26 protein-coding genes and 1 pseudogene are annotated in these 20,593 nt (G+C 61.4%); 21 read left to right on the top strand and 6 right to left on the bottom strand.

Annotation, left to right across the window (positions count from 1 at the left end; genetic code table 11):
- Nucleotides 1-3: 3 nt before the first annotated feature.
- From BLU35_RS08445 to arsH, 8 genes are all read left to right on the top strand, one after another.
- Nucleotides 4-894, top strand: a complete 891-nt coding sequence (locus BLU35_RS08445; RefSeq protein ID WP_093232742.1) for an intradiol ring-cleavage dioxygenase — start codon at nucleotides 4-6, stop codon at nucleotides 892-894.
- A 249-nt stretch (nucleotides 895-1,143) separates the two neighbouring features.
- The gene (gene nadE, locus BLU35_RS08440) at nucleotides 1,144-1,986 is read left to right on the top strand and encodes an NAD(+) synthase (RefSeq protein ID WP_093232741.1); all 843 of its coding nucleotides are present in this window, start codon (nucleotides 1,144-1,146) and stop codon (nucleotides 1,984-1,986) included.
- 200 nt (nucleotides 1,987-2,186) lie between these two features.
- Nucleotides 2,187-2,540 (top strand): ArsR/SmtB family transcription factor, encoded by a 354-nt coding sequence (locus BLU35_RS08435; protein ID WP_093232740.1) that lies wholly within the window; start codon nucleotides 2,187-2,189, stop codon nucleotides 2,538-2,540.
- Nucleotides 2,537-2,977 (top strand): arsenic resistance N-acetyltransferase ArsN2, encoded by a 441-nt coding sequence (arsN2, locus tag BLU35_RS08430; protein ID WP_093232739.1) that lies wholly within the window; start codon nucleotides 2,537-2,539, stop codon nucleotides 2,975-2,977. Before BLU35_RS08435 ends, arsN2 begins: the two co-directional genes overlap by 4 nt.
- A 15-nt stretch (nucleotides 2,978-2,992) precedes the next feature.
- Nucleotides 2,993-3,532, top strand: a complete 540-nt coding sequence (locus BLU35_RS08425; RefSeq protein ID WP_093232738.1) for an arsenate reductase ArsC — start codon at nucleotides 2,993-2,995, stop codon at nucleotides 3,530-3,532.
- Nucleotides 3,519-4,577 carry an ACR3 family arsenite efflux transporter gene (arsB, locus tag BLU35_RS08420; RefSeq protein ID WP_058322561.1) on the top strand — a complete coding sequence of 353 codons (1,059 nt, stop codon included), beginning with the start codon at nucleotides 3,519-3,521 and terminating at the stop codon, nucleotides 4,575-4,577. The genes BLU35_RS08425 and arsB overlap by 14 nt, the downstream gene beginning before the upstream one ends.
- A gap of 2 nt (nucleotides 4,578-4,579) precedes the next feature.
- On the top strand, nucleotides 4,580-5,002 hold the full coding sequence (gene arsC, locus BLU35_RS08415; RefSeq protein WP_176907176.1) for an arsenate reductase (glutaredoxin): 423 nt from the start codon (nucleotides 4,580-4,582) through the stop codon (nucleotides 5,000-5,002).
- Nucleotides 4,977-5,705: an arsenical resistance protein ArsH gene (gene arsH, locus BLU35_RS08410; protein ID WP_286161484.1), complete on the top strand. Its 729-nt coding sequence runs from the start codon at nucleotides 4,977-4,979 to the stop codon at nucleotides 5,703-5,705. The genes arsC and arsH overlap by 26 nt, the downstream gene beginning before the upstream one ends.
- On the opposite strand, the gene arsK is transcribed toward arsH, so the two are convergent.
- On the bottom strand, nucleotides 5,706-6,908 hold the full coding sequence (gene arsK, locus BLU35_RS08405; RefSeq protein ID WP_093232735.1) for an arsenite efflux MFS transporter ArsK: 1,203 nt from the start codon (nucleotides 6,906-6,908) through the stop codon (nucleotides 5,706-5,708).
- A 19-nt stretch (nucleotides 6,909-6,927) separates the two neighbouring features.
- Nucleotides 6,928-7,269, bottom strand: coding sequence for an ArsR/SmtB family transcription factor (locus BLU35_RS08400; protein ID WP_058322565.1), 342 nt, complete (start codon nucleotides 7,267-7,269; stop codon nucleotides 6,928-6,930).
- A 43-nt stretch (nucleotides 7,270-7,312) separates the two neighbouring features.
- Here BLU35_RS08400 and BLU35_RS08395 point away from each other — a divergent pair, with 43 nt between their 5' ends.
- The 9 genes and pseudogenes from BLU35_RS08395 (at nucleotide 7,313) to BLU35_RS08355 (ending at nucleotide 13,738) form a co-directional block, all read left to right on the top strand.
- Nucleotides 7,313-7,807: a DUF6428 family protein gene (locus BLU35_RS08395; RefSeq protein WP_093232734.1), complete on the top strand. Its 495-nt coding sequence runs from the start codon at nucleotides 7,313-7,315 to the stop codon at nucleotides 7,805-7,807.
- Between the two features lie 237 nt (nucleotides 7,808-8,044).
- Nucleotides 8,045-8,494, top strand: a complete 450-nt coding sequence (locus tag BLU35_RS08390; protein WP_093232733.1) for an ester cyclase — start codon at nucleotides 8,045-8,047, stop codon at nucleotides 8,492-8,494.
- Between the two features lie 281 nt (nucleotides 8,495-8,775).
- Nucleotides 8,776-9,866 (top strand): annotated as a pseudogene (ada, locus tag BLU35_RS08385) (bifunctional DNA-binding transcriptional regulator/O6-methylguanine-DNA methyltransferase Ada).
- Nucleotides 9,805-10,599, top strand: a complete 795-nt coding sequence (locus BLU35_RS08380; protein ID WP_093232732.1) for a DNA-3-methyladenine glycosylase family protein — start codon at nucleotides 9,805-9,807, stop codon at nucleotides 10,597-10,599. The pseudogene ada and the gene BLU35_RS08380 overlap by 62 nt, the downstream one beginning before the upstream one ends.
- 22 nt (nucleotides 10,600-10,621) lie before the next feature.
- The gene (locus BLU35_RS08375; protein ID WP_093232731.1) at nucleotides 10,622-11,272 is read left to right on the top strand and encodes a hypothetical protein; all 651 of its coding nucleotides are present in this window, start codon (nucleotides 10,622-10,624) and stop codon (nucleotides 11,270-11,272) included.
- Nucleotides 11,256-11,906 carry a DNA oxidative demethylase AlkB gene (gene alkB, locus BLU35_RS08370; protein WP_093232730.1) on the top strand — a complete coding sequence of 217 codons (651 nt, stop codon included), beginning with the start codon at nucleotides 11,256-11,258 and terminating at the stop codon, nucleotides 11,904-11,906. The genes BLU35_RS08375 and alkB overlap by 17 nt, the downstream gene beginning before the upstream one ends.
- Nucleotides 11,907-12,117: 211 nt before the next feature.
- Nucleotides 12,118-12,291, top strand: coding sequence for a hypothetical protein (locus BLU35_RS35590; RefSeq protein ID WP_158539481.1), 174 nt, complete (start codon nucleotides 12,118-12,120; stop codon nucleotides 12,289-12,291).
- A gap of 134 nt (nucleotides 12,292-12,425) precedes the next feature.
- Nucleotides 12,426-12,992, top strand: coding sequence for a methylated-DNA--[protein]-cysteine S-methyltransferase (locus tag BLU35_RS08360; RefSeq protein ID WP_093232729.1), 567 nt, complete (start codon nucleotides 12,426-12,428; stop codon nucleotides 12,990-12,992).
- A gap of 17 nt (nucleotides 12,993-13,009) precedes the next feature.
- Nucleotides 13,010-13,738 (top strand): 2OG-Fe(II) oxygenase, encoded by a 729-nt coding sequence (locus tag BLU35_RS08355; RefSeq protein WP_093232933.1) that lies wholly within the window; start codon nucleotides 13,010-13,012, stop codon nucleotides 13,736-13,738.
- Here the strand turns inward: BLU35_RS08355 and BLU35_RS08350 are convergent.
- The 4 genes from BLU35_RS08350 to BLU35_RS08335 form a co-directional block, all read right to left on the bottom strand.
- Nucleotides 13,702-14,343 carry a hypothetical protein gene (locus BLU35_RS08350; RefSeq protein WP_093232728.1) on the bottom strand — a complete coding sequence of 214 codons (642 nt, stop codon included), beginning with the start codon at nucleotides 14,341-14,343 and terminating at the stop codon, nucleotides 13,702-13,704. The two genes, BLU35_RS08355 and BLU35_RS08350, sit on opposite strands and share 37 nt — an antisense overlap.
- A 1-nt stretch (nucleotide 14,344) precedes the next feature.
- Nucleotides 14,345-14,854 (bottom strand): methylated-DNA--[protein]-cysteine S-methyltransferase, encoded by a 510-nt coding sequence (locus BLU35_RS08345; protein ID WP_093232727.1) that lies wholly within the window; start codon nucleotides 14,852-14,854, stop codon nucleotides 14,345-14,347.
- A gap of 658 nt (nucleotides 14,855-15,512) precedes the next feature.
- On the bottom strand, nucleotides 15,513-16,328 hold the full coding sequence (locus tag BLU35_RS08340; protein ID WP_286161472.1) for an arylamine N-acetyltransferase family protein: 816 nt from the start codon (nucleotides 16,326-16,328) through the stop codon (nucleotides 15,513-15,515).
- A 98-nt stretch (nucleotides 16,329-16,426) separates the two neighbouring features.
- Nucleotides 16,427-16,888 carry a cupin domain-containing protein gene (locus tag BLU35_RS08335; RefSeq protein WP_093232725.1) on the bottom strand — a complete coding sequence of 154 codons (462 nt, stop codon included), beginning with the start codon at nucleotides 16,886-16,888 and terminating at the stop codon, nucleotides 16,427-16,429.
- Between the two features lie 99 nt (nucleotides 16,889-16,987).
- Here BLU35_RS08335 and BLU35_RS08330 point away from each other — a divergent pair, with 99 nt between their 5' ends.
- The 4 genes from BLU35_RS08330 to BLU35_RS08315 all read left to right on the top strand — a co-directional run.
- Complete coding sequence (locus tag BLU35_RS08330) at nucleotides 16,988-17,881, top strand: LysR family transcriptional regulator (protein ID WP_093232724.1); 894 nt, start codon at nucleotides 16,988-16,990, stop codon at nucleotides 17,879-17,881.
- A 350-nt stretch (nucleotides 17,882-18,231) separates the two neighbouring features.
- Nucleotides 18,232-18,837, top strand: a complete 606-nt coding sequence (locus BLU35_RS08325; protein WP_176907171.1) for a helix-turn-helix domain-containing protein — start codon at nucleotides 18,232-18,234, stop codon at nucleotides 18,835-18,837.
- A gap of 63 nt (nucleotides 18,838-18,900) precedes the next feature.
- A complete protein-coding gene (locus tag BLU35_RS08320; RefSeq protein ID WP_093232722.1) occupies nucleotides 18,901-19,779 on the top strand; it encodes a helix-turn-helix transcriptional regulator in 879 nt (292 codons plus the stop codon).
- Between the two features lie 629 nt (nucleotides 19,780-20,408).
- A partial coding sequence (locus BLU35_RS08315) for a hypothetical protein (protein ID WP_210185121.1) occupies nucleotides 20,409-20,593 on the top strand: 185 nt, incomplete at its 3' end.

The raw sequence follows: 20,593 nt of genomic DNA, 5'->3' as shown, positions 1-20,593 counted from the left end.
TCCATGGAAGCGCATGAGAATGGCTTCTTCACCGAAGAAAACTCGATTGAGGTCGTCACGGGCCGCAACAAAAATGCCAAGGACGAACGACTGAAACAGATCATGGACGTCGTGACGCGCAAGCTGCACGAAGCGGTGAGGGAAATCGAGCCGACGCAGGAGGAGTGGATGGAGGCGATCCTCTTCCTCACACGCACCGGACAGATGTGTAACGAATGGCGGCAAGAGTTCATCCTTTTGTCCGACACGCTCGGCGTCTCGATGCTGGTTGACGCCATCAACAATCGCAAGCCGTCGGGTGCCTCGGAAAGCACCGTGCTTGGGCCGTTTCACGTCCAGGACGCGCCTGAGCTCGAGATGGGGGCCAATATCTGCCTCGACCAGAAGGGCGAGAAAATGGTGGTTGGCGGTCGCATCCTCGACACCGAGGGCAGGCCCATTGCCGACGCAGTGATCGATGTCTGGCAGGCCAATGACGAAGGCTTCTATGACGTTCAGCAGAAGGGCATCCAGCCGGAGTTCAACTTACGCGGCGTCTTCCGCACCGGGCCAGACGGCGAATATTGGTTCCGGGCGGTAAAGCCGAAATACTACCCGATCCCGAACGACGGTCCGGTCGGCCGGATGTTGGAGCATCTCGGGCGTCACCCCAACCGCCCGGCCCATCTCCACTACATCATCAAGGCCGACGGGTACGAGACGCTCATCACCCACATCTTCGATCCGGATGATCCGTATATCCATTCGGATGCGGTGTTCGGAGTGAAGCAAAGCTTGCTTGCGACTTTCCGGCGCGTTGAGGACCCGGGCCGCGCCGCGGATTACGGATTTTCGGATCGCTTCTGGGAAGTGAACCACGACTTCGTGCTGGCGCGGTCAAAGGGCGCCAACTGATCCGGTTCAGAGGTCATTGCCTGGCAGCGGCACGCCAAAAAAGCAATCGCCGCTCCGGCCGCAGCTCGCCATTCTGCTGCAAGACCACGTCCAGCATCGCTAGCGTGCGTGCCTTCGACGTGGAAGAAGGAGGAGGCAGGAAGGTTATTCCCTTGCCTCCTTCGGATCCTCAGATGAAATATCTGGTGCGGTCACCCCGAAGGGACGGACCGCCAGGAGCGACGAGGCGAAGTCAGCAGGAGACATTCAGTGAAAGAACAACTTGCCATCATTCAGGCGCTTGGCGTTCGATCGGAATTCGATGCGCTGAGCGAAATCCGCACGCGGATTGAATTCCTGAAGGCCTATCTCGTGCAGGGCGGACAGCGCGCCTATGTGCTCGGGATCAGCGGCGGGGTCGATTCCCTGACGGCCGGGCTTCTCGCCCAGCGCGCCGTTCAGGAGTTACGCGAAAGCGGCTATTCGGCGACGTTCATTGCCGCACGGCTTCCCTATGGCGTGCAAGCGGATGAGCACGATGCGGCCGCAGCTGTCGCTGCGATCCGCCCGGACCGTGTCGTCACCGTGGATATAAAACCGGCGGCCGATAGCCTCATGGACGCAATCCTTGCCGGCGGCGTTGACCCGGCCCCACGTCATCATTTCATCCTCGGGAACGTGAAGGCACGGCAGAGGATGGTCGCACAATATGCGATCGCCGGGGCATCGTCGGGTCTCGTCATCGGCACGGACCACGCTGCGGAGGCGCTCATGGGCTTCTACACGAAATTCGGTGATGGCGCAGCGGACATTCTCCCTCTCGCCGGTCTGAACAAGCGCCGCGTTCGCGCCTTGGCCTCGAAACTGGGGGCGCCGGAACAGCTCGTCTGGAAAACTCCCACCGCTGACCTTGAATCGGATGCACCTCTGCGACCGGACGAGGATGCTTACGGCGTGACATACGACCAGATCGACGACTTTCTCGAAGGCAGAACTGTCGAGCCGGCTGCGGCTGAACGCATACTCTCAACCTATCGCGCCAGCGCACATAAGCGCGCCCTTCCCGTCGTCCCCACGGACCATCACCCGGTCTTGCACGCCACGACTGCATGATATCTGCGGTTCGGCAAATCCTTGGTCCATTCCGGTGCGAGGCCCGCGCAGACAAGCGACACCAGCAAGAAAGTGTCATCACAGCCGTGAGCGCTGTTGCCGGGAGGACTATGCATCAGGGGCTGCTTCCGCTTTGCACAATAGTGGACAGGATCGTCGGGAGCAATTGACATATCCAATATATCCATTATTCTGGATACATGGATAATGTTACCGCAATAGCGGCGCTTGCCGCACTGGCCCAGTCTACCAGGCTCGAGACATTCCGGCTTCTCGTCCGACACGAACCGGATGGCGTGCCTGCCGGCGAACTTGCCCGCCTTCTCGACGTCCCGCAGAATACCATGTCGGCGCACCTCGCAACGCTGTCGCGCGCGGGCCTCGTGACAAGCGAACGGCAGAGCCGCTCGATCATCTATCGAGCCGATCTACACGGCCTGCGAAACCTGACTCTCTTCCTGTTGAAAGACTGCTGTGGCGGCTCGACCGAACTCTGTGCGCCGCTGATCGCCGAACTTACGCCCTGCTGCGGACCCGAGGTGAAGCTGTCATGAGCGACGTCAGACTGGAGCCAGTCCCGGGAAGCGATCCCGGACTGAAGCTGGCGCTATCGGCCTCCGGTCTTCCGATCGAGGACCTCGGAGAGCCGGGACGCTCGTTCTTCAGGGCGGTCACCTCCGATGGCGGCACGATTGGCTACGCTGGCATCGAGACGTGCGGCGATGCAGTCCTCCTCAGGTCGATGGTCATTTTGCCCGAGCATCGTGGCAAGTCATTCGGCAGATCGCTGGCCAGGGAAACCCTGAAAGCCGTCAAAGAAAGCTCGGAAGTCTTCCTGGCGACGACGACCGCCGCGCCGTTCTTCGAAAGCCTCGGTTTCGTTGCGGTCGAGCGAGCCGATGCGCCGCCCGCCGTTCTCGCAACCCGTCAGCTTTCGGGCATTTGCCCGGCATCGGCCACGATCATGAAACTCAGCAATCCTCCGACCTAACCACGGACAACGACCATGACCGACAAGACCTACAACGTGCTCTTCCTGTGCACGGGCAATTCCGCGCGTTCCATTCTCGCCGAATCCATCCTCAACAAAGAGGGTGGCGGACGGTTCAGGGCATTCTCCGCGGGCAGCCAGCCCAAAGGCGAGATCAATCCGCATGCTCTGAGGGAACTGCAAGCGCTCGGCTATCCGGCAACTGGCTTCTCCTCCAAGAGTTGGGACGTCTTTGCCGAGCCTGGTGCGCCCGAAATGGACTTTATCTTCACCGTCTGCGACAGCGCACACGGCGAGGCCTGCCCGGCATGGATCGGACATCCGATGACCGCGCATTGGGGTGTCGAAGACCCGGCCGCCGTTGTTGGCACCGAGGTCGAAATCCAGCGCGCCTTCGCGCAAGCCGCCCGCTTCCTCAAGAACCGGATCATGGTGTTCGTCAGCCTCCCACTGGCATCGATCGATCACCTGGCGCTCGAAACGAAGCTCAGCCAGATCGGCGCGATGGAAGGTTCGACGGCAAGCCAAGGAAAGTCCGCTAATGTCGACGTTTGAACGCTACCTGACCATCTGGGTCTTTCTCTGCATCGTCGTCGGCGTCGCCCTCGGTCATCTGATGCCCGGTGTTTTCCAGGCCATCGGCGCGGCGGAGATCGCCAAGGTGAATTTGCCCGTCGCCATCCTGATCTGGCTGATGATCATCCCGATGCTCATCAAGATCGACTTCCGCTCGCTGGCGCAGGTGAGCACCTATTGGCGCGGAATCGGCGTGACCCTGTTCATCAACTGGGCGGTAAAGCCGTTCTCCATGGCGCTGCTGGGATGGCTGTTTATCGGATGGCTGTTCCGTCCCTATCTGCCCGCCGATCAGATCGACTCCTACATCGCCGGCCTGATCATCCTTGCGGCCGCGCCCTGTACCGCGATGGTGTTCGTCTGGAGCAATCTGACGCGCGGCGAGCCGCTGTTCACGCTTTCCCAGGTCGCGCTCAACGATGCGATCATGGTCGTCGCCTTCGCGCCGATCGTCGGGCTCCTGCTCGGGCTGTCGGCCATCACCGTACCGTGGGACACGCTCGTTCTATCGGTCGTCCTCTATATCGTGGTCCCGGTCATCATCGCGCAGGTTCTGAGAGGTCGACTAACGGTTGACGGCACGACCAGGGCGCTGGACGTCATGCTGGGGAAGCTGCAGCCGCTTTCGCTTGTCGCGCTGCTGGCGACGCTCGTCCTCCTCTTCGGCTTCCAGGGTGAGCAGATCATCGCCCAGCCGACGATCATCGCGCTGCTGGCCGTCCCCATCCTCATCCAGGTCTATTTCAACTCGGGGCTGGCCTATGTCTTGAACCGGATGTCGGGCGAGCGCCATTGCGTCGCCGGACCTTCGGCACTGATCGGGGCCAGCAATTTCTTCGAACTCGCGGTCGCGGCCGCAATCAGCCTGTTCGGCTTCCAGTCCGGTGCAGCGCTGGCGACGGTCGTCGGCGTGCTCATCGAGGTTCCCGTGATGCTCACGGTCGTCTGGGCCGTGAACCGCACCAAGGGCTGGTACGAGGCAGCACCCGCCGTTTCCCGGAACACCATCACCGAAAGGACATGACAATGGACGTCACCATCTATCATAACCCGGCCTGCGGCACGTCCCGCAACACGCTGGAGATGATCCGCGCAGCCGGGATCGAACCGACCGTCATCGATTATCTCCAGTCTCCGCCTTCGCCCGAGGAACTGGCAAGGATGATCTCCGACGCCGGGCTGACCGTTCGGCAGGCGATCCGCGAGAAAGGTACGCCTTACGTGGAGCTGGGTCTCGACGATCCGAAGTTGACGGACGGCCAGTTGCTCGATGCCATGCTCAAGGATCCGATCCTCATTAACCGGCCGTTCGTCGTCTCGCCGCTCGGCACAAGGCTCGCGCGCCCCTCGGAGGTCGTTCTCGACATCCTGCCGGATGCCTTCAAGGGAGCCTTCTTCAAGGAAGACGGCGAGCAGGTCCTCGATCAGGAGGGAAAGCGCATTGTCTGAGACCTTTCCCGCATTGCAGTCGCCGCATCTTCGCCAGCCTGACCTCGACGCGTTGCGTCCCGCCTTTTCGACGCACAAGCCGCGCATCCTGATCCTCTACGGCTCGCTCAGGGAGGTGTCGTACAGCCGGCTGCTCGCGCACGAAGCCAGACGACTTCTCGAGAGTTCGGGGTGCGAGGTGCGTATGTTCGATCCGAGAGGATTGCCGCTTCCCGACGCGGCTCCGACCAGCCATCCGAAAGTGCAGGAACTGCGCGAGCTGTCGCAATGGTCGGAGGGACAGGTCTGGGTCAGCCCCGAGCGCCATGGCGCAATGACGGGCATCATGAAGGCCCAGATCGACTGGATTCCCCTGTCGCTCGGATCGATCCGCCCGACGCAGGGAAAGACGCTGGCGATCATGGAGGTTTCCGGGGGTAGCCAGTCCTTCAACGCTCTGAACCAGATGCGCGTGCTCGGCCGTTGGATGCGGATGATCACGATACCGAACCAGTCGTCCGTCGCCAAGGCCTACCAGGAGTTCGATGCGGACGGCAGGATGAAGCCGTCTTCCTACTACGACCGCGTCGTGGACGTGTGCGAAGAGCTGGTCAAGTTCACGCTGCTGACGAGGGACGCTTCCGCCTACCTGACCGACCGCTACAGCGAGCGGAAGGAAAACGCTGCCGAACTTGAAAAGCGGGTGTCGTTGAGGTCGATTTAGTCACTCAGTCTTCGTGGGGCTGCGCGTAGAGACGGCCACTGCGACGAATGCAGCGATACCGAGCGCACCAAGCATGGCATTGACGAACAGCGCCGCAGCGATGCCGAGATTCTCCATCGCCGTGGCGAACGCGAAGGGGGCGGCGGCACCTACCGCCAGTCTGGCCGCAGCCATCTTTCCTGTAATCGCTCCGTAGCCTGCGGACCCGAACAGATAGAGTGGTAGGCTCCCTTGAGCGATGCTGTTGATTCCGGACCCAAGGCCAAGACAGACGGCGAAAGCCACCGCGCCTGGCAACCAATCACCCGACACCCCGAGTAATACCGCACCGAGGACCATGAGCGCCGCAGAGACGATCGCAAGCGCGGGCGGCGACAGGCCCTTTCCGAAGGCCATGTTGATCAGGCGGCTCATGACCTGTGCCGGGCCGAACAGCGATCCGATCACGACCGCCGCACTGCCAAGTCCGATCGCGCCCAGCATCGGCACCATGTGGGCGAGTATTGCCGCGAGAGTGAACCCCGAAAGCGAGAAGGCAATGGAGACCAGCAACATCCCGCGGCGGCGCGCTTGCGGCTCAAGTGCGCCGACGACGACTTCGCGGGTTCTTGTCTCATCCAGTTTGGAGCCGACCTTTCCGGCACGCATGATCCAGTAGTGAAGTGGCATGCAGACGAGAAGATTGAGCGCCGCGAACAGCAGATAGATTTCCCGCCAGGACAGGTACCTGATCAGTGTCGCGGCGATCGGCCAGAAGATGGTCGAAGCAAAGCCGCCGATCAGTGTGAGATAGGTGATGCTGCGGGAGGCTGAACGGGGTTCGCTCTCGACCAGCGTCGCGAAGGCTGCCTGATACTGGACCATGCCGGAGGACACCTCCAGCAGGATGATTGCAAGGGCAAAGAACGCTACGGACGGCGACCACGCGCAAAGCGCCAGGGTGAACGCCGCAAGGGTCGAACCAACCGTCATCACCGTCGCCGCGCCGACCTTGTCCATATGTCTGCCGATGAACGGAGCGGAAAGACCTCCAATGAACAGGGAGACCGAGAAGACGGCGAAGACCCGTTCCAGGCTGATGCCCAGGTCCTTGGCCATTCCTGGCGCGAGGATGCTGAAGGAGTAATAGAGAGTGCCGTAGCCAATAATCTGCGTGACACCGAGAGCGGAGACGATGCCCGCAGGAACCTTGTTCGTATGCAATGACGTATTCCTCGGCGGTCTACGCTTCGCTTGGGCAGCAACGAGCGGATCGCTCGACCGAGCCGCGGATTTCGGGATGTCCTGCGCAGCAGTCCTCCATCAGGAACGTCACCAGGTCAGCCAGCGTGTCATAACTTGCGCTGTAAACGATCGAACGCGACTCGCGGCGCTGGGAGATGAGGCCGGAGCGTTCGAGTTCCTTGAGGTGAAACGAGACGTTCGATGGAGAAACGCCCATGCGCTCCGCAATCGCACCTGCGGCCAGGCCCTCAGGGCCGGCGACGACCAGCGTTCTTACGATGGCGAGCCGGGTCTCCTGGGAAAGTGCCGCAAAGGACGCGAGGGCTTGACGATCATCCATATTTCAATAATCCTTTAATCATTGAAATCGAGGATAGACGCAAATGAGCAGGATCGACAATAGCCATTCCAACAAAACTGACATCTCGCTCGGAGAGTTGCTTGAAAGGATCGCTGACGCCGCGGACCTCCCACTGGTGTTCGCCTACGACGGAAAGCCCGTAAAGGCCGGCTACCATGTAACTGAGGTCAAGGCTGGCCAGTTCTCCGCGCTCGATTGCGGCGCTAACCCGGAGGCTTGGTCTGAAATCTTCGTGCAGTTGTGGGACATCGAAGAGGGCGAACGGACCCATATGACGGCCGGCAAATTTTCGGCCATTGTCCGCAAGGTTTCCGAGCACGTCCGTCTTGACGGTTCCGCCAAGCTGACCTTCGAAGTGAGCGATGGAGTCCGCCCGATGCAGTTGTTCTGCGCAAACGATCCTGTCGCGGAAGACGGTGCTCTCCACGTCAGTTTGACGCCCCGCCCCGCGAGCTGCAAGCCTCGAGACCGGTGGCTGGCTGAACACGCGTCCAATGAAAAGCGGTGCTGCGCCTAGTGGGTCAAGGCATATTCGCGAAGGGTCGGATGATTCAATCTCTGCTCTTGATGGAGGCGCCGGCCATCACCTGCACGGCCGTTTCCCCCATGCGGTAACCGCCAGCGCTCACCTCGCACGCCGTTTCCAATTCGAAGATAAGAACCGGAGTTTGGCGCCCGGCAAGCTCACATATCCCTTTCATCAGGTCATCGAGCGGTTTCGATGGTCGCCCGATTTTGAAAAGAGGATATCTCCATGAGCAACGAAGAAGACAACAAGGCCGTCGTCGTTCGCTGGTTCACCGAATTCTGGGGCAAGGACGCCAATCTTGCTGTTATCGATGAGATCGCGGCGCCCGATATGCTCCTGCAATATTCCCTGCACGAACCGCGCCGTGGCCGCGAAGACATCAAGGCGTTCATGACCGACTTTCGCGCCGCGTTCCCCGATCTCAACTTCTGGGGCACCGCTGACTTGATTGCCGAGGGCGACTATGTGGTCGGCCAGTGGGAAGGCGGCGGCACCCACACCGGTCCGGCTTTCGACGACTTCTTGCTCGGCGGCGTACCTGCGGCGACCGGCCGCAAGATGCACTTTACCGGCAAGACTGTTCTGAAGGTGGTCGACGGCATGATCGTCGAAGAGCATGGCCTCGACGACGGTCTGACCGCGATGATGCAGCTTGGGCTGATCCGGAAGGCCTGATCGAAGCCATCGAGGCTCGCACAGCTCCCCGTGCGAGCCTCGATGGCATGTTTCATCGCCCCGCTCGAAGCTACGCGTGCGGCCTAGCCTCAAAACGCTCTCCTGCTCGCGCTGGTTGCCTGTGCACTGAAGGTGCGTGCCCCCGGGAACCCGGCGACCCGTCGACCCCCTGCGCAAGATTCGGGTGGGTTTTGTTCGATTCGAGAACAAGGATCGGAGTGTGACCAGACGGTCCGGAGGCACGATCGAGCCAGAACAGATCCGAGTAGAAGACCATGGACATGAACATCCGGCCCGCACCAACCCTTCACACCTCACCTCCTTTCATGGGGGACGACCCCCGCTGGGCGCGGATCGTAGCTCGCGACAAGTCTGCCGACGGTCGTTTCTGGTATTCCGTCTCGACAACTGGCATCTATTGCAGGCCCTCCTGCCCGTCACGCACGGCAAACCCGAAGAACGTCGCGCTGCACGATACGCTCGAAAGCGCACGGGCAACCGGTTTTCGTCCGTGCCGACGTTGCAACCCCGACGGCCCTTCGCTCGAATGCGAGAATGCCGCGCTAATCGCTAAGGCCTGCCGCATCATCGAGGAAAGCGAGGAGGAACCGTCGCTGGAAGAGTTGGCGGCTACTGTCGACCGCAGTCCGAGCTATTTCCATCGTATGTTCAAGACGTCGACGGGGCTAACCCCGAAGGCCTATGCCACCGGCCACCGCGCGAAGAAAGTGCGTGCGGGCCTCGAAACCGGCACGAGCGTCACCGAGGCGATGTATGACGCCGGCTTCAATTCCAGCGGCCGCTTCTACGAAAAGTCGACCGGTATGCTCGGCATGACGCCGACACAGTACCGTGCGGGTGGCGCCAACGAGGAGATCAAGTTTGCGGTCGGCCAGTCCTATCTCGGCGCAATCCTCGTGGCGTCCAGCACGAAAGGCGTCGCGTCGATCCTACTCGGAGACGATCCGGACGAGCTGGTTCGCGATCTTCAGGATCGTTTTCCGAAGGCGCGCCTGATCGGCATGGACCGCGAATACGAGGCTCTGATCGCCCGCGTTTGTGGCTTCGTCGAAAACCCCAGCGTTGGCCTCGATCTGCCGCTCGACGTCCGCGGCACGGCGTTCCAGCGCCGGGTATGGCAGGTCCTGCAGGAGATCCCTGTCGGCGCGCGTGTGTCCTATTTGAAATCGCCCGACGTATCGGATCGCCGAGCGCCACGCGGGCAGTCGCCGGAGCATGCGCCGCAAACAATATCGCAGTCGCCATTCCCTGCCATCGCGTTGTGCGCAACGACGGCGCGCTTTCCGGTTATGCCTGGGGCGTCGAACGCAAGCGTGCCCTGCTCGATCGGGAATCGCCTCAGACCGCATGACGTCACGGCCGCAACCGCCGCTCCGCCGCGGCCACATCCTGACCACCTACAACCGGCCGCGCTTCGCGGTTGCCGACGAATGCAAGGCGTCCTTATGAATTTGCCCTCTCGCTACGATGAATCTGTTGCCTTCCTCTCCAGCCATGACGACTGGGCCAGATTGATCGAATTGGTCGGCCCTTGCCGGCACGATCCCAAGGCCGCCCGCGAACCATACGAGGCGCTCGTTCGCGCGATTGCCTACCAGCAGCTGACGGCCAAAGCTGGCGATGCCATCATTGGACGCCTCAAGAGGCTCTTCGATGATCGCGATTTTCCAAGTCCGGAAGACCTAATCGAGGCCGAGTTCAACCAGCTTCGGACCTGCGGCTTCTCGGCCAGCAAGATCGCCACCATCAAGGCGATCGCCCAGGGAACGTTGGATGGCCTGATCCCCACCCGCAACATCGCCGCCACCATGGACGACGAGGCGCTGATCGACCGCATGGTCGGCATCAAGGGCATCGGCCGTTGGACCGTCGAAATGCTGCTGATGTATTCTCTGGAGCGGATGGATATCCTGCCCGTCGATGACTTCGGTGTCCGCGAAGGCTACCGCGTCCTCAAATCGCTGCCTGAGCAACCGAAACCGAAACAGTTGCGCGAGCTCTCGAAGGCCTGGTCGCCCCATCGCACGGTCGCGGCCTGGTATCGGTGGCGCATCCCGCGCGAGCGCGGAAACGTGTTGAAGTAAATACGGCTCCGGAAAGTACATCATGCCCCTTCAAAACCGCGTCACGCCCTTCGGTGATATCGTCGCCATTACTCAGCGCGGGCTGTTTACCGGCAATCGCGGCATCATCCACGATCCGGCAACGAAGACATTGCTGGCCAGGCGCTGGGCAACAAAAACCTGGCTCGTCTGCGCCTGCGAATTCAAGGGTTGGCGCCGGGACGTGATGGCGCGCCGGAGCTGGACGGAGCTGTTTTTCCTCGACGAGGCCGTGGCGTTCGCCGCCGGCCATCGTCCCTGCTTCCTCTGCCGGCGCGAAGCCGCGGAACGCTTCCGGGCCTGCTGGGCGTCGGCGAAGAAAGAGGCGCCTCCTTCGGCTACACATATGGATTCCGTACTGCATGCCGAGCGCCTCGATCGCGGCCACAAGCGCTTGCATCCGATCGCCCTTCTGTTGTCCGACCTGCCTGACGGCGCGGTCGTTGTGTCCAAGGATGAGGCTTACACGCTGCGCGCCGGCCTCGCGTATCGCTGGGCCAATGACGGCTACGACAGGCCCAAAATCCTCCACGACGCCGATTGGCTTCTGACACCACCATCGACGGTCATGGCGCTCCTTGCAGGCTACCGGCCCGCCTTTCACCCATCGATCATCACCATACGCATTAGGCCCGAAGATGCCCGATCTGTTTGACATGCTTGCCCCCGCCGATCCCGCAACCGAGATCATGGCGGAGGGGGCCATGCTGCTTCGCGGCGCAGCACTTCCCTATGAAAAGGATCTGCTCGCCGCGCTCGGCCACATCACCAGCCAGTCGCCATTCCGACATATGGTCACACCGGGCGGCTTCACCATGTCGGTGGCGATGACGAATTGCGGCACGGCCGGCTGGGTCACGGATCGTACCGGCTATCGATACGATCGCAACGATCCGGAAACAGGCCGTCCCTGGCCGGCCATGCCGGAATGCTTCCTCGATCTGGCTGTCGAGGCGGCGACACGGGCGGGCTATCCGGACTTCCGCCCTGACGCCTGCCTGATCAACCGCTACGAGCCGGGCGCCCGCCTCTCGCTGCACCAGGACAGAAACGAACGCGACTTCGCCAATCCGATCGTGTCGGTCTCGCTCGGCCTGCCGGCGACTTTCCAGTTCGGCGGCCTGAAGCGGAATGATCCTGTGAAGAAGTACGCGCTGCGGCATGGCGACGTGGCGGTCTGGGGCGGCCCGTCGCGGCTCTTCTATCACAGCGTGCCCGAATTGAAGGATGGCGTCCATGAGACTGTCGGACGGATGCGCATCAATCTCACTTTCCGGGGAGCGTTATAGCTCATCTTTCTTCAGTTTGATGACAACAAACCGCCAGAACGAACCCATGGCCAAGTGTGTCGTTAGTCGGAAAGTCGATATGCGATTTTCGGATTTTCGCGATCCGACGCGCAACGGCTAAGACAAGGAACTGACGCTGATGTTTTCGCGGGGCGGATTCGACGCCAAGGCAAGCCGGCGCAAACTGCCCGGAACCCAGGACGCGATTGACATGCTCGCTACTCCAGGCGACCCGGATAAGGCGCTGGTGATGAAGTATGTCGGCCAACTCGTGGCCGCCGGCTATGCCGAGCTGGAGATGTGCGACCACGGCGAGGTCGAAGCCCGCCTCACCTCCGGCGAGACCTATCTTCTCGCAGAAACCACCATCCTCAGACTCGCCTGATCGGCCGTGCCCGGCATTCTTCATTCTCTTGCATCAGCGCGAGCAGAGTTTCGATTTGAAAGCAAGGATCGGAGTTCGGCAGCATGACCGGAAAAGTAGTCTCGATCGTGAGGACAGAACAAGGAGCTACGACGATGAACCTCATTATCAAGACTGACGCGCTGCGGTTGCAATCGCCGCAGAATTCCCCTTCGACGGCCGCCGCCGTTCTCTCCTACGCGGTCGCCGACTGCGAACTCGGCAAGGTGCTGGTCGCGCGCAGCGCCAAGGGCGTATGCGCGATCCTGCTCGGCGACAACGCCGAAGAGCTGGAGGCGGATCTTGCCGATCGCTTCCCGCACTCCACGCTAATCGCGCGCGAAACTATGGTGAAGAACGAGGTTGCGAAAGTCCTGCGCTTTATCGCCAAGCCTTCCGGCGGCCTTCAGCTGACGCTCGACATGCGCGGCACGCCGTTTCAGCGCCACGTCTGGGAAAAGCTGAAGGCCATCGCCGTCGGCCGGACGGTGAGCTACACCGAACTCGCCAAGTGGATTGGTCCGCTCGCGAACCCGCGCGCCGTCGCCGGCGCCTGCGCCGCCAACCCCATTGCGCTCGCCATTCCGTGCCACCGGGTCGTGCGCACCGACGGCGACCTCGCCAGCTATCGCTGGGGCCTTGAGCGCAAACGCACCCTCATAGAGAAGGAAGCCACGGTGTGAACAAGACTGCGATCAACATGGTACCGGCCTCTGCGGATGCGTCCGCGGCGGCACGGATTGCTGCCTATGACTGGAAGGCGCTCGCCTGCGAGCTCGACGGCTTCGGCTGCGCTGTCCTTCCCCAACTTCTAACACCCGAGGAATGCAGCAGCGTCGCGTCGCTCTACGCCGACGAAAGCCATTTCCGCAGCCATATCATCATGGCGCGGCACGGCTTCGGAAAAGGCGAGTATCGCTATTTCAAATATCCGCTGCCCGATCTCATCGGCGGCATGCGCACCGCGCTCTACCCGCGCCTTGCCGGTGTCGCCAACGTGTGGAACGAACGGATGGGACTGGACCAGAGGTTCCCCTGCGAGCATGCCGCATTCCTCAAGCAATGCCACGATGCCGGCCAGACCCGGCCGACGCCGCTGCTGCTGCAATATGTTGCCGGCGACTTCAACTGCCTTCACCAGGACCTTTACGGCGATCTCGCTTTCCCGATCCAGGTGGCGATCCTGCTCTCCGAGCCGGGCCGCGACTTCACGGGTGGCGAATTTGCACTGACCGAACAGCGGCCGCGTATGCAAAGCCTCGTCGAGGTCGTGCCGCTCAGACAGGGCGACGCCGTCGCCTTCGCCGTCCACAATCGTCCGGTCCAGGGAACGAAGGGAAACTACCGCGTGAACCTGCGCCACGGTGTCAGCCGCGTCCGATCCGGCATGCGTCACACCGTCGGGATCATTTTCCACGACGCGCGATGAGCCCGCGATGCCGGCGCCGCAGTTTTCGCAGCGCCGGCCGCCCTTCTGGAGCCCCTGGCCTGCAGCCAGAGCGGATCGCCGCAACTACCAGGATAAAGCGCGTAGAGCCGCGCCCAATCCTCATACGCACCGTTGGCGCGCAGGCAGGCAATCGCCTCGGCGGCGTGCCAGATGCAAGGCACCCGCCGCAGCCAGACATTGTCTTTCCCTGCCCGATAGAGCCATAGGAGCGAAGCGGCCATCATTTGCCTGACATCAGGCATCGCGCGATAGTCGGCCCGCCATCGCTCCATGCCGTGCGGGTTCACTTCGTCTCGATGATAGTCGTAGCCGGTCGGCCCCATCGCATGATGGTAGGGCGCGTGCCCGTCATCGCGAAACAGAGCCCCAAGCTCGTAGAGCGCGATCACATGGCGCAAATGATGGTCGAACGGCTTCGACGCACCCGCCACGGGCAGCTCAAGCCGCGCCCCCACCAGCCGCGTCAACCTGTAGCCTGGGAATTGCCGACGGGCCGCATCTACGGAATCGATCGACAGCCTGATGACCTGCAGCGGCTCGGCGATACGCCCGCACGGCGAGACTGCGGAACGAGCATCCGACATCTCATTCCCCCACGACGCGCTGCTCGCGTGCCAGCAGAGCACGCTTGCGTCGGACGCCCCATCGATAGCCGGAAATCGAACCATCCTTCTTGATGACGCGATGGCACGGCACGATCACGGCGATCGGGTTCGTGGCGATCGCAGCTGTTGCATCCCGCGGATCACGCGAACCGAGCTTGGCCGCGAGCGCCCCATAATTCGTGGTCTGGCCAGCAGGAATTTCCCGCAACATGAGCCAGACCTGGACCTCATACAACGTCCCGCGCAGATCGAGTGGCAGATCGCAAACCTTGGCCGGATCGTCGATCGCGCCGGCCACGGTTTCGATCACGCCGGCAAGTTCCTGCTGGGCGCGTTCAAGCTCAGCTTCCGCAAAACGAATACTCAATGCATCCTCCATCGCAGTGCGCATCGAGCTGAATTCAAGCGCCACAATCCCCTTGTTCGACATGGCGACAACAAAGTCGCCAAGGGAATTGGCGCCCCATGCAAATCGAATAGTTTCACGCATCGTCTTACCTTCTTCATTCGTTGTGAAACGAGTCTAGAAGCTGATGCGTTGCGCCACTCTCCGGTCCTTGCTTTCAAATCGAAATGCTGGTCGTCAGCGTCTCGTCCCGTGTGAACGGCCAATTTCGATTTGAAAGCAATATTCGGAGCGCATGTGCCCGAGCGGCAGCCGTATCGTCGTTGGCAAATCCGACGGAGCTGCAAGTGGACGCCTCTCATATCCACCATGCGCAGGAGCTTGGTTGGCAACAAATCGCCGCCGCCCGCCGTCAGCGTGAAAACGGCGCGCGGCACTCCGGGGCTATTCCACGACGCTGAGGACCATCAACGCGGTCTGAAGAGTCCGCTTCAAATCACAACGGAGGGACCAGCCATGATGACATTGCTGCGAGGTTTTGCATTCCATCGCCTCAGCGAGGCGACGGTCTGCGTCCGGAATTACTCCGGATGATCACGCCGTCACCGGCTTTGTCCGGGGACAAGCGTATGGGCAGTGCGGCGATCGGCGAGGACACCGGCGGCAGGCCCGCCGATGAGATGGAACAGCCCACTCGATCTGCCGAGGTCGTGCCTATGCTCCTGCGAAAGCGCGGCAATATTCGCTAGACTGCGCGAAGGATAGACGTTTCTTCGAACCCCAGAATATTGGTGCCGCGCCTTCAGGCCGCCTTGCCGCGGCCAATCGCCTGGACCTTGTCCCAGATCCGCTCGGGCCGGGGGATCTCGAGGTCGAAAACGGTCTCAAACGTGTCCGCGAGATGGTCCGCGCTTGTGATGCGATGTTCGCGAACGCTGCCCGGCGTGACCGTGCGCAAGCGATCATTCTGTAGGGCGACATAACCGTCCGCGGTATGACGCAGCACTGCCAGCGCGTTTGTGAATGGCGACCCGGGGTCCCGCATCAACCACGAATGCGTGGCGGCCATGGCGGCCTCGCAGCTGTAATCGGCGCGGAAATCGAAGCTGTGTGCGATGCCGTGCACATGGTTGTTGAAGCGCAACCAGCCGTCCTCCGCCGGCATGATCGAAAAATTGAAACCGCGCTGGCTGAACGGTCCGACAGCAATCGGCACAGGTTCGACGATGGCGTCGGCCACGCCGACCTCGGCAAGATAGGGGCGGTCGAGATTGACACGCAGGGTCAGATGATTGCCGATGGAGATGTTGCCCAGCCTTTCGCGGTCGACGGCACCGCAAAGACGGGTTACCCGGAAACCGAGCGCGTCAAGTGCTGCGCCGAAGAGACCGTTCATCTCGTAACACCAGCCGCCGCGCCTGCCCTCCACCATCTTCGCGAAGGCGGATGCCGGGGAGACCGAGGACGGCCATCCCATGAAGGCATCCAGCGCCTCCCATGTGAAGGTCATGAGGTGAGCGCGGTGAAGTTTCGACAGGCTTTGAAGGTCGGGAGAAACTGGCCGGTCGACCCGGATCCTTGCGAGATAGGCGTCCAACTGGCCGGCGGTCAGGCTCATTCCGAATTCGTGTGAAGGCGCGTGTGTCATCCTTCGGTCTCCTTTCGATGGACCGTTGTCGAGGTAGTCGGCACTGTGTTTGGGCGTCTGTCGCCGGATCAGGCGACCTTGAGACTGCGCTCAGGCAGGAAGGTCAGGCCGAAACCCATCGCGATTGAGGCGATCTCCTCGGGCGTTTCGGGCTTGCAGAGGTCGATGATCGGAAAGAAGTTCTCGAACCCGCCCGGCGTCACGACGACCATGAGGCGGCCTTCCGTTTCTCCGATGTTCCGGAAGCGATGCGGCACGCCGCGCGGCAGTGCGATACAGCCGCCCTCTGCGAGCTCGACATAGTCGCCGCCACACCAGAAGCCAAAGCAACCGGACAGGACACGGAAGAACTCGTCCTCGCGCTCGTGCACGTGAAGCGGCGAGCCTTCCCCGGGCGGCACGATGGCCTCGAGCATGCCCAGCGCGCCGCCTGTGTTGTCGGCCATCATGCGTATCACGTGGTTGCCGAACGCCGCTGCCGGCATTCCATGTCCCGGCGGCGATACCGCCGCGTAAGTGAATGTCTTCATGTCGGGTCTCCTTCTGCTTGAGGACACCCATCGATTACTTTGTGCTTCGTCTCATGATAAGAGCGATGAATTGACATCATTGAACGGATAATCGCGCTCATGAAATCGCTGGATCCGCTTGACGGGATTGCCGCCTTTCTGACGGTTTCCACCCATCTCAGCTTCACCAAGGCTGCGGACGAACTGGGCATGTCGCGCGCGACGGTGGGAGCCCAGGTCAGGCAGCTCGAGGATCGCCTCGGCATCCGCCTCTTTCAGAGATCGACGCGCAAGATCGTTCTTACCGAGGCGGGCGCCGCTTACCGTGAAGCCCTTTCGGGTATCCTGCCGCAGATAAGGGAGGCGGAGCGGACGGCAACCTCGTTCCAGAAGGAAGCCGTCGGACGGTTGCGGGTGTCGGCGCCGCCCGATCTCGGGCATCTGGTGATCGTGCCGGCAGTTTCGGAGTTCCTCAGGCTCAACCCGGCCGTGTCCATCGAACTGGACCTGTCGCATCGGGCCGTAAACCTGGTCGAGAATGGCTTCGACCTTGCAATCCGAGGACGCCTCGAAGTCGACATCAATCTCATCACTCGGCAACTGGCGACATCGTCACTCGTGATTTCCGCGTCACCCGCCTATCTAGCCGAGCATGGTGCGCCGAAGACGCCGCACGACCTGGCACACCACTTCTGCCTACACTTCGCCGAATTACGATGGGGGCGGATCTGGCCGTTCAGAAGGAACGATGAGGAGTTTCGCATTCCCATCGTGCCCCGGCTGGAGCTTAATCACAGCCTTGGCCTGCGCGACGCCGCCTTGCTGGGAGTCGGTATCGTCCTCCTGCCCGACTTTATCGTTGGCGAAGACCTCAGGCAGGGCCGGTTGGTACGTCTCCTCCCCGATTGGCATATCAGCACGATACAGTTGCAAGCGGTCTATCCGGCCAATCGCCATATCGCGGTAAAGGTCCGACGCTTCGTCTCGTTCCTGGCAGGCAAACTGCGAACATAGACGAGGCGAAAGACGTCGGAGCCGATCTCGACAATTCTCGTTGAACGCGCGTTCAATCGGTCTTCGCGTTGCACGTTGGCCCAGCCTGGAATACAGTCCGGGCGCAGAACCTGCTTCTGCAAGATCGTTCCTTAAATGTCGCCAAGGGATTGTCCTTGAACTTAAATAGCAAAGACATGGCATGCGTGGGCGTCTGCTTCGGAACGCCTGAGGCCCCATGCTTGACCACTGTACCAATCCGCGACGCGACCTTTTCCGTGACCAGTATTTGCCGGGAACCCAGGGCCGATGAAGCAAGGGCCGATGAAGCAAACGACGTTCGGCTCCCTGTCTCCGAGTCCTATTTCCTCATGCTCTATCTGGAGGACGCCGAACACGCCGACATTCGGGCGGATGGCTCCTGCACTAAGGTTCGCCACTTCGCGCGCGGTACGATCTGCCTCGTGGATCTCGCGGACGGGGCTGCCATTCGCCTCAACAGTCGGCTGCGCTCGCTGGCCTTTGTGCTACCCAAGGCCCTTTTCAGCGAGACTGCGGAGCTATCGCCGGAAATCGGACGACGACGCCTGATCTGCCGTCGCGGCGAACCGGATTCGGTGCTTCGCAATCTCGGTACCGCGCTGCTTGCATTTTTTGCCGGCACCGGAACGGCGCCGGCGCCCCTGCGACCCGTAGCGGTCGCCATCTGCGCCCACCTCCTGCACCGTTATGGCGAGCCGATCGAGGAAAGCGTTGGCAAGGTGCAAGGGGCTCTTATGCGGGAGGAACCCGGAACCACTCCACTGCCAATCGCCACGCAAATCGGCAGGGCGAAATCACACCTTGCCATCCATGCCCTCTCGCTGGAGGACGTTGCGCATGCGTGCGGATTCGACGACCTCGGACATTTTGAGAGGGTATTTGTCGGTGAAACTGGCGTTACGCCTTCAGTTTGGCGGCGGCGAGGCCTCCATTAGTCCAATTGCTTGAACGAAGAAAGTTGGGCAATCTTTCGTTCGCCTGTTAGTTGGGAGTGCACGATGTACAGGGAGTCCGCCCCAGAAAAGCCCCAGGAGCCGGACCCCATACGCCGAGCGATCATCGATGCGTCTCCCATCTCCATAATGCGGTTGAAGTCCGATCGGGAAGACTTGGCACCAAGCCCGGCCAACGCACGCGAGGACGCCTTCAGCATTATCACGCAATTGCGCGACTTTCGGTTACATCGGCTTTGGCGTGGTAAGTCGCTGATTTTCGAAGGCGGCCATCCCGAGGGGGCGCTTGCCATCACGGACCTGCGCGAGGAATGGCGCTGCCATCATCTATCGCCCTTCGACAACGTGCGCTTCCGGATTCCCTTTCGGCATGTGCGCAACTTCGCAACCGAAATCGGGCGGCCCGACCTCATGGGCTTCGAATGCCCTCCTGGTACAGTCGACACCGTCATTCTCGGCCTCGCCCACGCGCTGCTGCCCGCGCTGGAGCGGCCAAAACAGGCCAGTCGGCTATTCATCGATCAAGTCACGCTCGCCATCATGACACATCTCGTGCAGAAATACGGCGGGTTGTATTTTCCGGGCGAGCGCAAGGGCACACTGGCTCCCTGGCAGGAAAAGCGCGCGTTGGAGTACCTGGCCTCGCAGCTCGACGGGCACCTATCGATGATGGAGCTCGCGAAAAGCTGCGAGCTGTCTCGAAGCTACTTTATACAAGCCTTCAAGGCGAGCTTCGGCCGCACACCACTACGCTGGCTTACCGAATACCGCATAGCCCGTGCCAAGGAATTGCTGCTCCAGGATCTGCCAATCGCCGAAATCGCCATTCGCTGTGGCTTTGCCGACCAAAGCCATCTGACCAGAAGCTTTTCCCTGATAGCGGGCATCACGCCTGCTCGTTTCCGGCGTGACCGGCGCACCTGAATCGGCCAAACGGGAGCGACCGTTGGCTGCATGAAGGTAAGCACGATGAACAAGCCTCCGCCCCCGGCTCAACCTTGGCGGCGCAACCAGCGATAAGTTCAGGGAAAAACGTCCGGACCGTCCACAGAGTTAGATTTCGCTGCTTAAACGTGAGAATCTTCAAAAGGCAGACATTCCCGACAAGAAACTGCAGTGGAATAAAAGCAATATTGGAGAAACAGTCCCGCAACCGGCAACTGATCTGGGAGAAGCCGATGATCCTGGCAGCTACGCCACCGTCCCGCAGCCTTCTGATCTCACCTACCTTAGCGCCGTCTGCCCGCTCGACAGCCAGTTCGTTGATCGCGTGACCTTGCGGGCAGCTTGGCGCGCCCCTTCGCAGGTATTTTACCCGCTCCTTCCCCTGACATTGGCGCCGTCATCTGCTGCGCGGCGGCATGTCGATCCTGCCATCTTCCTTCTGGGCTCCGCGACCACGTCAAGCGCAGGTATTCGGGCGCCGGGCAGCAACTCCATAGATAGGAACCAGCATAATGCCTACACGGCGCAATTTTCTCGGCGCAACCGCTGCCGCCCTAGCCTTGGGCAGGGCAACCGCGACACACGCCCAACAGACTGGAGACACCTCGATGACGCCCGACCTGATCCTGCACAACGGCCTTGTCACCACGCTCGACCGCAGCAACCCGACGGCAAGCGCCGTTGCCATCAAGGACGGAAAGTTCCTGGCCGTCGGCGACGACCGGACGATCATGGCGCTGGCCGGCCCGGGCACCAAGGTGATCGACCTCAAGGGCAAGCGCGTGCTGCCGGG

Source organism: Sinorhizobium sp. NFACC03, assembly GCF_900103435.1.
Taxonomy (GTDB): Bacteria; Pseudomonadota; Alphaproteobacteria; order Rhizobiales; family Rhizobiaceae; genus Ensifer.
Note: the sequence above shows the minus strand (reverse complement) of the source record. Positions and strands in the feature narration are given on the sequence as shown.

Excerpts from the sequence above, each read along its gene's own strand:
- BLU35_RS08445 (WP_093232742.1), top strand. The coding sequence starts at position 4 with ATGGAAGCGCATGAGAATGGCTTCTTCACCGAAGAAAACTCGATTGAG.
- BLU35_RS08435 (WP_093232740.1), top strand. The coding sequence starts at position 2,187 with ATGGATAATGTTACCGCAATAGCGGCGCTTGCCGCACTGGCCCAGTCT.
- arsN2 (WP_093232739.1), top strand. The coding sequence starts at position 2,537 with ATGAGCGACGTCAGACTGGAGCCAGTCCCGGGAAGCGATCCCGGACTG.
- BLU35_RS08425 (WP_093232738.1), top strand. The coding sequence starts at position 2,993 with ATGACCGACAAGACCTACAACGTGCTCTTCCTGTGCACGGGCAATTCC.
- arsB (WP_058322561.1), top strand. The coding sequence starts at position 3,519 with ATGTCGACGTTTGAACGCTACCTGACCATCTGGGTCTTTCTCTGCATC.
- arsC (WP_176907176.1), top strand. The coding sequence starts at position 4,580 with ATGGACGTCACCATCTATCATAACCCGGCCTGCGGCACGTCCCGCAAC.
- BLU35_RS08400 (WP_058322565.1), bottom strand. The coding sequence starts at position 7,269 with ATGGATGATCGTCAAGCCCTCGCGTCCTTTGCGGCACTTTCCCAGGAG.
- BLU35_RS08395 (WP_093232734.1), top strand. The coding sequence starts at position 7,313 with ATGAGCAGGATCGACAATAGCCATTCCAACAAAACTGACATCTCGCTC.
- BLU35_RS08390 (WP_093232733.1), top strand. The coding sequence starts at position 8,045 with ATGAGCAACGAAGAAGACAACAAGGCCGTCGTCGTTCGCTGGTTCACC.
- BLU35_RS08380 (WP_093232732.1), top strand. The coding sequence starts at position 9,805 with ATGCCTGGGGCGTCGAACGCAAGCGTGCCCTGCTCGATCGGGAATCGC.
- BLU35_RS08375 (WP_093232731.1), top strand. The coding sequence starts at position 10,622 with ATGCCCCTTCAAAACCGCGTCACGCCCTTCGGTGATATCGTCGCCATT.
- alkB (WP_093232730.1), top strand. The coding sequence starts at position 11,256 with ATGCCCGATCTGTTTGACATGCTTGCCCCCGCCGATCCCGCAACCGAG.
- BLU35_RS35590 (WP_158539481.1), top strand. The coding sequence starts at position 12,118 with ATGCTCGCTACTCCAGGCGACCCGGATAAGGCGCTGGTGATGAAGTAT.
- BLU35_RS08360 (WP_093232729.1), top strand. The coding sequence starts at position 12,426 with ATGAACCTCATTATCAAGACTGACGCGCTGCGGTTGCAATCGCCGCAG.
- BLU35_RS08355 (WP_093232933.1), top strand. The coding sequence starts at position 13,010 with ATGGTACCGGCCTCTGCGGATGCGTCCGCGGCGGCACGGATTGCTGCC.
- BLU35_RS08350 (WP_093232728.1), bottom strand. The coding sequence starts at position 14,343 with ATGTCGGATGCTCGTTCCGCAGTCTCGCCGTGCGGGCGTATCGCCGAG.
- BLU35_RS08345 (WP_093232727.1), bottom strand. The coding sequence starts at position 14,854 with ATGCGTGAAACTATTCGATTTGCATGGGGCGCCAATTCCCTTGGCGAC.
- BLU35_RS08340 (WP_286161472.1), bottom strand. The coding sequence starts at position 16,328 with ATGAGCCTGACCGCCGGCCAGTTGGACGCCTATCTCGCAAGGATCCGG.
- BLU35_RS08335 (WP_093232725.1), bottom strand. The coding sequence starts at position 16,888 with ATGAAGACATTCACTTACGCGGCGGTATCGCCGCCGGGACATGGAATG.
- BLU35_RS08330 (WP_093232724.1), top strand. The coding sequence starts at position 16,988 with ATGAAATCGCTGGATCCGCTTGACGGGATTGCCGCCTTTCTGACGGTT.
- BLU35_RS08325 (WP_176907171.1), top strand. The coding sequence starts at position 18,232 with ATGCTCTATCTGGAGGACGCCGAACACGCCGACATTCGGGCGGATGGC.
- BLU35_RS08320 (WP_093232722.1), top strand. The coding sequence starts at position 18,901 with ATGTACAGGGAGTCCGCCCCAGAAAAGCCCCAGGAGCCGGACCCCATA.